Annotated in this window: 7 protein-coding genes; 2 read left to right on the forward strand and 5 right to left on the reverse strand. The window is 74.7% G+C overall.

All coding sequences use genetic code 11. From position 1 onward, the window contains the following. A partial coding sequence (locus ACFVFS_RS37615; protein ID WP_380629502.1) for an oligopeptide/dipeptide ABC transporter ATP-binding protein occupies window positions 1-503 on the forward strand: 503 nt, incomplete at its 5' end. 55 nt (window positions 504-558) lie between these two features. On the opposite strand, the gene ACFVFS_RS37620 is transcribed toward ACFVFS_RS37615, so the two are convergent. The 5 genes from ACFVFS_RS37620 to ACFVFS_RS37640 form a co-directional block, all read right to left on the reverse strand. Then, window positions 559-2,280 (reverse strand): ABC transporter family substrate-binding protein, encoded by a 1,722-nt coding sequence (locus ACFVFS_RS37620; protein ID WP_380629503.1) that lies wholly within the window; start codon window positions 2,278-2,280, stop codon window positions 559-561. Window positions 2,281-2,394: 114 nt separating this feature from the next. Continuing rightward, the gene (locus tag ACFVFS_RS37625; protein ID WP_380629504.1) at window positions 2,395-4,587 is read right to left on the reverse strand and encodes a hypothetical protein; all 2,193 of its coding nucleotides are present in this window, start codon (window positions 4,585-4,587) and stop codon (window positions 2,395-2,397) included. A gap of 236 nt (window positions 4,588-4,823) precedes the next feature. Then, window positions 4,824-5,285, reverse strand: a complete 462-nt coding sequence (locus ACFVFS_RS37630; RefSeq protein WP_380629505.1) for a DUF6113 family protein — start codon at window positions 5,283-5,285, stop codon at window positions 4,824-4,826. Beyond that, window positions 5,282-6,211, reverse strand: coding sequence for an N-acetyl-1-D-myo-inositol-2-amino-2-deoxy-alpha-D-glucopyranoside deacetylase (gene mshB / locus ACFVFS_RS37635; protein ID WP_380629506.1), 930 nt, complete (start codon window positions 6,209-6,211; stop codon window positions 5,282-5,284). Before mshB ends, ACFVFS_RS37630 begins: the two co-directional genes overlap by 4 nt. A 50-nt stretch (window positions 6,212-6,261) precedes the next feature. Continuing rightward, complete coding sequence (locus tag ACFVFS_RS37640; RefSeq protein WP_344344199.1) at window positions 6,262-6,456, reverse strand: DUF2304 family protein; 195 nt, start codon at window positions 6,454-6,456, stop codon at window positions 6,262-6,264. 226 nt (window positions 6,457-6,682) lie between these two features. Here ACFVFS_RS37640 and ACFVFS_RS37645 point away from each other — a divergent pair, with 226 nt between their 5' ends. After that, window positions 6,683-8,851 (forward strand): prolyl oligopeptidase family serine peptidase, encoded by a 2,169-nt coding sequence (locus ACFVFS_RS37645; protein WP_380629507.1) that lies wholly within the window; start codon window positions 6,683-6,685, stop codon window positions 8,849-8,851. The last annotated feature ends 285 nt before the right edge of the window (window positions 8,852-9,136 follow it).

Raw genomic sequence — 9,136 nt, forward strand, 5'->3', positions numbered from 1 at the left:
CGCTCAAGCCGGAGATCATCATCTGCGACGAGCCGGTCTCCGCGCTGGACGTCTCGGTGCAGGCGCAGGTGATCAACCTGCTGGAGCAGCTCCAGAACGAGTTCCAGCTCTCCTACATGTTCATCGCGCACGACCTCTCCATCGTCCGGCACATCTCCGACCGCGTCGGCGTGATGTACCTCGGCACGATGGTCGAGATCGGGACGGAGGAGGAGATCTACTCCCACCCGACCCACCCGTACACCCAGGCGCTGCTCTCCGCCGTCCCGGTGCCCGATCCGACCGGGCGCGAGCAGCGGGAGCGGATCCTGCTCAGCGGCGACATCCCGTCGCCGGCCAACCCGCCGTCCGGCTGCCGCTTCCGCACCCGCTGCTGGAAGGCGGAGGAGCGCTGCTCGACCGAGGTCCCGCTGCTGGCCGTGCCGTCGACGCTGAGCGGCCCGGCCGCGCACGAGTCGGCCTGCCACCTCGCGGAGGTCCGGGACGTGATCGGCGCGGGCTGAGCGCAGCGGACCGGAGGGGGCCCCGGAGTCGTCGCGGACTCCGGGGCCCCCTCCGTCACTTCTGGTAGCCGACGTTCTCCCAGACGATGTCGGACAGGCCCTGGGCCCCGATGTTGGCGAGGTCGGCCCGGGCGCCGAACAACTGCGGGCGCTGGTAGAGCGGCAGCATCCCGGCCACCTTCCACAGCTCGCCGTCGGCCTGGTTGATGGCCTCGAAGGCGCCGGCCGCGTCGGTCGCCGCGGCCGCCCGGTCGAACGCGGCGTCCACCGCCGGGCTGCCGGTCTGGGAGTGGTTGGTGCCGCCGTTGGCGGCGAAGTTGGTCCGGTTGCCGCTGGCCGGGAACGGCGTGCCGAACAGCGAGTAGGCGGCGATGTCGAAGTCCCGCTTGTTGACGTACTTGTCGAAGTAGTCGTTGGGGCTGGCGGTCACGGTGGTGACCTTGATCCCGACCTCCTTGAGCATGCCGGTGGTGACGGCGGCCTCGTTCTGGGCCTGGGTGACGCCGGCCGGGATGACCATCCGCAGGTTGAGCTCCTTGCCGTCCTTGCGGCGGACGTCGCCGTCGAGCTTCCAGCCGGCCGCGTCGAGCTTGCGGACGGCCTCGGCCGGGTCGTAGCGGCTCAGGCCCAGGGAGTTGTCCCGGTAGGCGTTCTGGTTGGCCACCAGCAGGTGGTTGTTGAGGGTGACGGTGGGCCAGTCGAGCCCGGCGAGGTCGGAGCGGGCGATGGCGTCCCGGTTGATCGCCTGGAAGATCGCCTGGCGGACGGCCGGGTCGGTGAGCGCGGGGCTGCGGCCGTTCAGCGTGAACTGCCGGAAGTCGGGCCCGCCGGCCCGCCGGACGGCGGCGCCCGGGGTGCTGCGGATCAGCTGGTAGCCGGCCACGTCCGGGCCGTTGTTGTACAGGTCGAGTTCGCCCTTGTTGAAGGCGGCGGCCATCGTGTTGGGCACCATGGCGCGGAAGACGATCCGGTCCAGCAGGGGCTTGTCGCCCCACCAGGCCGGGTCGGCGACCAGGGTGACGGTCTGCGCCGTCCGGTCCATCCTCTCCACCTTGAACGGGCCCGCGGTGACCGGGATCGCGTCCAGGTAGGAGGTGTTGAACAGCTCGGGCGTGGCGACCCTGCTCGCCGGCAGCAGCGGGGCGTTGGCGGCGCCGTTGAACATCGACTGCCACTCGGAGTACGGCCGCTCGAAGGTCATCACGGCCTGGTAGTCGTCCTTGCCCCGCTCGACCGCGGAGACCTGCTCGAAGCCGGTGCTGCTGGCCGCCCGGTACGCCGGGTCCTTGCCGTTCAGCGCCCGCCAGTTGGCCTCGATGTCGCGCCAGGTGATCGGCGCGCCGTCGGACCAGTGGGCCTTGGGGTTCAGCGTCCAGACCACGACCTGGCGGCCGTCCCGCTGCTCCGCGTGCGCCTCCAGCAGGTAGGCCGGGTTGGGGGTCTGGGTGCCGGCCGCGTCGGAGCGGAAGAAGGTCGGCAGCAGCGGCTTGCTGACGGCGATGGTGGAGGACTCGCCGCCGTCGGTCTGGATCGGCGACCACTGGGTGGAGTACTGCGCGATCGCCACCCGCAGGGTGCCGCCCTGGCGCAGCTCGGCGCGGTCGTGCGGGTTGATGTCCACGGCGGTGAGCTTGGGGCTCTCGACCGCGCTCGGCAGGGCGCGGGTGCCGGCGTCGGCGGAGCCGCCGCCGGGGCCGCAGGAACAGAGCGCCAGCGAGAGCGAGACGGCGGTGAGGCCGGCGAGCAGGGCCGTGCGGCGGTACAGGGGGCGGCCCATGGTGGTTCTCCCGGGACGGATGTGGCGGACGACAGGCGACACATCTTGCTGACCGGGAGTGGGGTTGTCGAGGGGCGGGCCCGGAATCGGGCCCGCCCCTCGATAACGGTTCGGTCAGACCGGGAACTTGAAGGTGCGGTCCCGGTCGCCGGTCTTGTCGAGCAGCAGGGTGATCTGGTCGGCGACGTCCTGCGGGGTGATCGTGACGAGCTGGCCGTTCTTCTTCGTCTTCACCTTGTCGAAGCCGCCGGCGACCATCTGGCGGTTGAGCGCGTCGAGGTCCCACTTGGGCACGAACTTGCCGTTGGCGTCCGGGACCAGGGTGAGGGCGACGGCGGCGGTCTTCGGGCCGAAGTCGAACTTCTTGGTGCCGGCCTGGAGGTGGATCTGGCCGTTCACGGCGGACTTGCCGAGGGTGTCCGCCGCGCCCTGGAGGGCCTGCGCGGAGGTCTTCGGCTGGGCGGCGGTCACGGCCAGTGCGACGGCCTGGTCGGGCTTGCCCGCGGCGCGGTCGCGGTAGGCCGCGTCGACCAGGTCGACGGCGGCGGCGGAGTCCACCGCCTGCCCGGCCTTGCCGGGGACGACGACGGCCTCGCCGGTCTCGGAGAACTTGACGTAGCCCTCCTGGAGGCCCTGGCCGCTGCCGCCGGCGAGCGCCTCCAGCGCGGACTTGAGCTTGGCCCGGTCGACCTTGACCTCAGGCGGCACCGCCTTCTCGTCGCCCTTGAGCGACTTGAGGACGTCCAGCGGGTTGTAGGAGTGCTGGGCGAGCTTGTCCACGGTGGCCGTGGTGTCGAAGGCGAGCCCGGCGGCGGTCGGGTCGAGGTCCATGCTCTGCTCGCCGACCTTCAGCTTGACCGGCTGCTGGCCGGCCTTGCCGACGCTCTCGTCGAGCTGGTGGATGGCCTGGTCGCGGCTGCTGCCGCCGATGTCCGTACCGAGCACCACGGTGCCCTTGGGGACGTCGGACTGGTTCAGCATCAGGCCGGTGCCGTAGGCGGCGGCGCCGAGGAAGCCCACCGCGAAGACGGCGTAGGTGGCGAGCTTGACCAGCTTCTTGGCGGCGCTCGGCTTGGGCTTGGGGGTCGGCGCGGGCTTGGCGGCGGAGGGGGCCGGCTTCGGGGCGGACGGGCCGTCCGCGGCCGGGGCGGTGGCGGCGGCCGGGGTGGCGGTCGCGCTCTCGGCCGGCGGGCCGGAGGTCTGGAAGGGGTCGGCGACGGGCTCGCCCTGGCGGCCGGGGGCGCCGGGGAAGAGGCCGCCAGGGGCCGGGGCGCCGTTCGCGGCGGCGGCCGGCGGGCGCTGGACGGCGAACGGGTCGGCACCGGCCGGGGCGCCGGGGAAGAGGCCGGGCTGCGGGGTGCCGGCGGGCGCGCCGGATATGGGCGCGGCCGGGGCGCCGTCGCGGATCGGGGCGAAGCCGTCGACCGAGGTGTCCTCGGGGCTCGGTGCGCCGGGAGCGCCGGGGACCGGGGCGAAGGGGTCGGCGGGCGCGAACGGGTCGGCCGGGACCGGCGGGGCGTACAGCTCGGTGGTGGAGTCGGCGTAGACGCCGGCCTCGTCGGCGGGCAGCTCCTGGGCCGCGCCGTACGGGGCGGCGGGCGTGCCGTTCGGGTGCGCCGCGGGGGCCTGGGCCTGGGCGGGCACCGCGCGGCCCTTGGTGCGGGTCGCGCCGGGGGCGGCCGCGGCGGGGCGCTCGGCCTGCGGCCGGGAGCCGTCGGCCCGGGCGGTGCCGCGCTGCGGTGCGGCGGCCGGTGCGGTGGCGGCGGGTGCGGCACCGGCGGCCGGGGCCGCGGCGGTGGCCGGTGCGGGGGCGGCGCCCTCGGCGGCCGGGGCCTTCTTCTGGCGCGGGCGGAACCACGCGCCGGTCGACTCGGCCTCGGAGGTGGCCGGCGGGATCTGCCACTCCGGCGGCAGGTTCGGCGGGGTGCCGCGGCCGCCGCCGTCCATCACGCCGAGCACCGGGGAGGCGGGCGCGGCGGAGCGGTGCCGGGGGCCGGCCGGCTCGGCGGCGGGCGCCGGGGCCTCCTCGCCGCCGCCGTCCTCGTTCTTGACGGCGCTGCGGACCACCACCGGCGGGATCGGTCGCGAGCCGGGGATGTTGATCCGGACCCGCGTGGTGAGGGTGGTCTCGGTCTTCGGACCCTCGTCCTCGCCCTCCGGAGCCGGGCCCTTGGCGGCACCGGTGCCGCCCGTGCGGTCGCCGCCGGCGAAGCCCGGTGTCCCGTAGGGCGGGGTGCCCGACGGGTAGGCGTCCGGGCCCGTGCGCCGAGGCGTCGGGTGGGCGTTGTCAGATTCGCGGCTGCTCAATGCTGCTCTGCTCCGGGTTCGCGGGCCGGGCCGTGCGGCGCGACCGCGGTTCGTCGGCGCCGGGCCTGGCGGGCGGCGTCGGGTACGGCTTCTGCGGCACCACCATACTGGGAAGAACCGACCGGTGAACCGGTTCGGAGAGATCCCGATACGTCCGGTTCCTCCGGTATGAGAGTACGACCGGGCGGTGCTGACTGCCCGTCGTACCGGCCACCGTACGCGGGTGGCCGCCCGGGTCAGCGGGGCGGGCCCGCCACCCCGGGGAACCAGCCGGCGCGGGTCGGCAGGGTGGCGCAGATCACGCCCAGGATCGAGCCGGCGAACAGCCAGGCGAGCGATGTGCTGTTGGTCCAGAGCACGTTGTCCCCCTCCGGGCGGGGGACCATCACCATCAGCAGCGCCACGAACCAGCCGGCCGCCGGGACGGCCGCGCCGAGCCGGGTGCCGGTCACCCGCAGGCCGCCGTAGAAGGTCGCCGCGGTGGCGGCGAGCGCCAGCAGGAGTCCCACGGGCGGCCACAAGGCCTGCACAAACGCTCCGCACACCGACACCGCGAAGCCCAGCGGGAAGAACAGGACATAGGCCGCGATCCGTGCGGCGCGCGGGGGCTGGGGCTCCTTCAGCCGCTCGTCGCGGGTGCCGAGGACGGTCGCCGGGATCGAGCGGCGGGCGGGCCGCGCCGGGGCGGGCGGGGTCATCGGGCGCGCTCCTCGGAGGCAGCGGCGCCACCGGGCGCCGGTACGGGGTCCAGGCCGGCGAACAGGTCGTCCTCCGGCAGCCGCGGCCCGGCCTGGCCGTGCACCAGCTGGTAGTACTCGGTGGTCAGCAGCGGCTGGCCCAGGTGGTTGGAGAGCGCGAAGAACGCGCCGGTGGGGTCCACGGTGATCTGGGTGGCGTGCGCGGCCATCGCGGCGGCCTTGCGGCCGGCGTACGCGGCGCCGTCCAGGGCGGTGGTGACCAGCGGGTCGTCCACCACCCCGGGCACGTCCGCGGGCTCGGCCACGCCCGGGAACGGCGCCTTCTCGGCGGTCTCGGCGAGCGCCCGTTCGAGCACCGAGCGGGGCACCCGGTTCCAGTACACCTTGGCGATCCGCCAGGCCGGGCCCAGCTCGGGCCGGTGCGCCGGGTCGGCGGCCAGCTCGTGGGCGCGGGTCGCGACCCGGTGCGCCTGGATGTGGTCGGGGTGCCCGTAGCCGCCGTGCTCGTCGTAGGTGACCAGCACCTGCGGGCGCACCTCGCGGACCACCGCCACCAGCCGGTCGGCCGCCTCGTCCACGTCGGCCCGCCAGAAGCAGCCGGGCGCGTCGTTGTCGGGCACGCCCATCATCCCGGAGTCGCGGTAGCGGCCCGGGCCGCCGAGGAAGCGGACGTCGGTGACCCCGAGCGCCGACATCGCCGCGGTCAGCTCGCCGATCCGGTGCGCGCCGAGGGTGTCGTCCCGATCCGCCGTCAGATGGGCCAGCTCCGGCGGGATCACCTCGCCGCCCTCGCCGAGGGTGCAGGTCACCAGGGTGACGTGGACGCCCTCGGCGGCGTACCGGGCCATCGTGGCGCCGTTGTTGATCGACTCGTCGTCGGGGTGCGCGTGCACCAGGAGGAGGCGGCGGCCGGTAGTCGCGGTCATGGGAGGAAGCCTAACGACCGGCGCACCGCCCGGTGACCGCACGCGGCGGGTCAGAGCCGCAGGCCGTTGATCATCCCCGCGAGGTTGCTGGTGACCTGGCTGATCGAGGGGGCGATGGAACTGGACGCCAGGTAGAAGCCGAGCAGCGCGCAGACGATCGCGTGCGCGAGCTTCAGGCCGGAGCGGCGGATCAGCACCACCACGATGACCAGCATCAGCATGGCGGCGGAGATGGACAGGGCCATGGCGGCTCACACTCCTCGGGGCCTGGCGAGCACTCGTGCACCAGTCATACCCGAAGAGTGAGGGTGTCATGACGCTGGGTGAGTCCGCATGCCCCGGGGCACGGTGGCACTGCTGGGGCGCATGGGCCGGTCGGAGGGGGTGCGGGACCCGTCCGGGCGTACTTGGGGCCGATGCTCCGAACGAGTGATCACCATCGGCCGACCCCGGGTCGTAGGGTCTGGTGCCATGACCACCCACACCTCAGCGGACACCTTCCCGCGGCAGTACGCGCGCACCCTGCGCTACACCGTCGGCGCCCCCCGGTCGTTCTCCGTCGCACCCGACGGCTCCCGGGTCGTCTTCCTGCGCTCCCGGTCCGGCAGCGACCGCGCCAATCTGCTCTGGACCCTCGACACCGCCACCGGCGAGGAGCGGATCGCCGCCGACCCGGCCGTGCTGCTCGGCGGCGGCGAGGAGGACCTCTCCCCGGCCGAGCGGGCCCGCCGCGAGCGCAGCCGCGAGGGCTCGGCCGGGATCGTCGGCTACGCCCTGGACGGCGCCGGCCGGATCGCCGCCTTCGCCCTGTCCGGCCGGCTGTTCGTCGCCGACCTGGTCGCCGGCACCGCCACCGAACTGCCCGCCGAGGGCCCGCTGCTCGACCCGCGCCCCTCCCCGGACGGCACCCACGTCGTGTACGCCACCACCTCCGGCGAGCTGCGGCTGACCCGCGTCGACGGCACCGGCGACCGCGCCCTCGCCCGGCCCGACGGGCCGAACGTGACGTGGGGCCAGGCCGAGTTCATCGCCCAGGAGGAGATGGACCGCGACCGCGGCCACTGGTGGTCCCCGGACAGCGACCGGCTGCTGGTCGAGCGGGCCGACGACACCCCGGTCAACCGCTGGTGGATCGCCGACCCGGCCAACCCGGACCGCGAGCCCGCCGAGGTCGCCTACCCGGCCGCAGGCACCGCCGACGCCGAGGTCGGCCTCTGGCTGCTCGCTCTGGACGGGACCCGCACCGAGGTGGTCTGGGACCGCGCGGCCTTCCCCTACCTGGCCCGGGTGCACTGGTCGAAGGGCGGCGTGCCGCTGCTGCTCGTCCAGTCCCGCGACCAGCGCACCCAGCGCACCCTCGGCCTGGACGTCGCCACCGGCGCCACCGAGGTGCTGCACGAGGAGCACGACGACGTCTGGCTGGAGCTGTTCCAGGGCGTCCCGGCCTGGACCCCGGACGGCAGGCTGGTGCGGATCTCCGACGAGTCCGGCGCGCGCTCGCTGGTGATCGGCGACCACACCGCCACCGGGCCCGACCTGCACCTGCGCTCGGTGCTCGCGGTCACCGCCGGGGAGGTCTTCTTCACGGCCTCCGGCGGCGCCGCCGAGACCGACCCCGAGCCCGGCTGGATCGCCGTCGGCCGGATCAGCCACGACGGCAAGCGGCTCGCCTGGGAGTCCGCCAACGGCCGCCCGTTCACCTCCGTCACCACCGCCGTGCACGCGGCCGGCGTCACCGTGCGGGCCACCGCCGAGCCCGACCTGCCCGGCACCCTGGTGCAGGTCGCCCGGGACCTGCCGGAGGGCGTCGTGGTGGACGACGTCGCCGTCATCGCCTCGCACGCCGAGACCCCGGTGATCACCGCCCGCCCGGTGTTCCGCTTCGCCGGCGAGCGCCGCATCCCCGCCGCGGTCTTCCTGCCCACCGGCTACGACCGCGAGCGGGACGGCCTGCTGCCCGTCCTGATGGACCCCTACGGCGGCCCGCACGGCCAGCGCGTCGTCCAGGCGCACAACCCGCACCTCAACTCGCAGTGGTTCGCCGACCAGGGCTTCGCGGTCGTCGTCGCCGACGGCCGGGGCACCCCCGGGCGCGGGCCGGCCTGGGAGAAGTCGATCCACCACGACTTCGCCGGGGCCACCCTGGACGACCAGGTCGACGCGCTGCGGGCGCTCGGCGGCGAGTTCCCGCTCGACCTCGACCGGGTCGCCATCCGCGGCTGGTCGTACGGCGGCTACCTCGCCGCGCTGGCCGTGCTGCGCCGCCCGGACGTCTTCCACGCGGCGGTCGCGGGCGCGCCGGTCACCGACTGGCGGCTGTACGACACCCACTACACCGAGCGCTACCTGGGCCACCCGGCCGAGCACCCCGAGGTGTACGACGGCAACTCGCTGACCGGCTACGCGGCCGGCCTGGAGCGCCCGCTGATGATCATCCACGGGCTCGCCGACGACAACGTGGTGGCCGCGCACACCCTGCGGCTCTCCTCGGCGCTGCTCGCCGCCGGGCGGCCGCACACCGTGCTGCCGCTCTCCGGCGTCACCCACATGACGCCGCAGGAGGAGGTCGCGGAGAACCTGCTGCTGCTCCAGGTCGACTTCGTGAAGAAGTCGCTCGGGATCCGGGCCGAGGAGAGCTGAGGAGGGGGAGCGGGGCCGGATCAGGGTGCCCGGGCCCGCGGACGAGCGGTGCCGGGGCGTTCCCATCCCGCTCCCCCTTGGCCGCGTGTACCCGCAGGGGGTCGATCCGTCCGGCCTCGATGTGCGCTCCACGCTAGCGGGAGGGTCCGACAGCGGTCGGTCCGTGCGTTGGGGCATTAAAACCGGCATGCCGAACCCCCCCCGGGGGCCCAGCCCCCCCCCCCCCGGCCCGCGGGGCGCCCGGGGGGGCGGGAAAACCACCCGGCCGGGGGGACCGGGCATAGC

Source organism: Kitasatospora sp. NPDC057692, assembly GCF_042799475.1.
In the GTDB taxonomy this organism is placed as follows: Bacteria; Actinomycetota; Actinomycetes; order Streptomycetales; family Streptomycetaceae; genus Kitasatospora.

What these genes read in the sequence shown, in the direction of transcription:
- ACFVFS_RS37620 (WP_380629503.1), bottom strand. Translation starts at nt 2,280, where the DNA reads ATGGGCCGCCCCCTGTACCGCCGCACGGCCCTGCTCGCCGGCCTCACC.
- mshB (WP_380629506.1), bottom strand. Translation starts at nt 6,211, where the DNA reads ATGACCGCGACTACCGGCCGCCGCCTCCTCCTGGTGCACGCGCACCCC.
- ACFVFS_RS37640 (WP_344344199.1), bottom strand. Translation starts at nt 6,456, where the DNA reads ATGGCCCTGTCCATCTCCGCCGCCATGCTGATGCTGGTCATCGTGGTG.
- ACFVFS_RS37645 (WP_380629507.1), top strand. Translation starts at nt 6,683, where the DNA reads ATGACCACCCACACCTCAGCGGACACCTTCCCGCGGCAGTACGCGCGC.
- ACFVFS_RS37630 (WP_380629505.1), bottom strand. Translation starts at nt 5,285, where the DNA reads ATGACCCCGCCCGCCCCGGCGCGGCCCGCCCGCCGCTCGATCCCGGCG.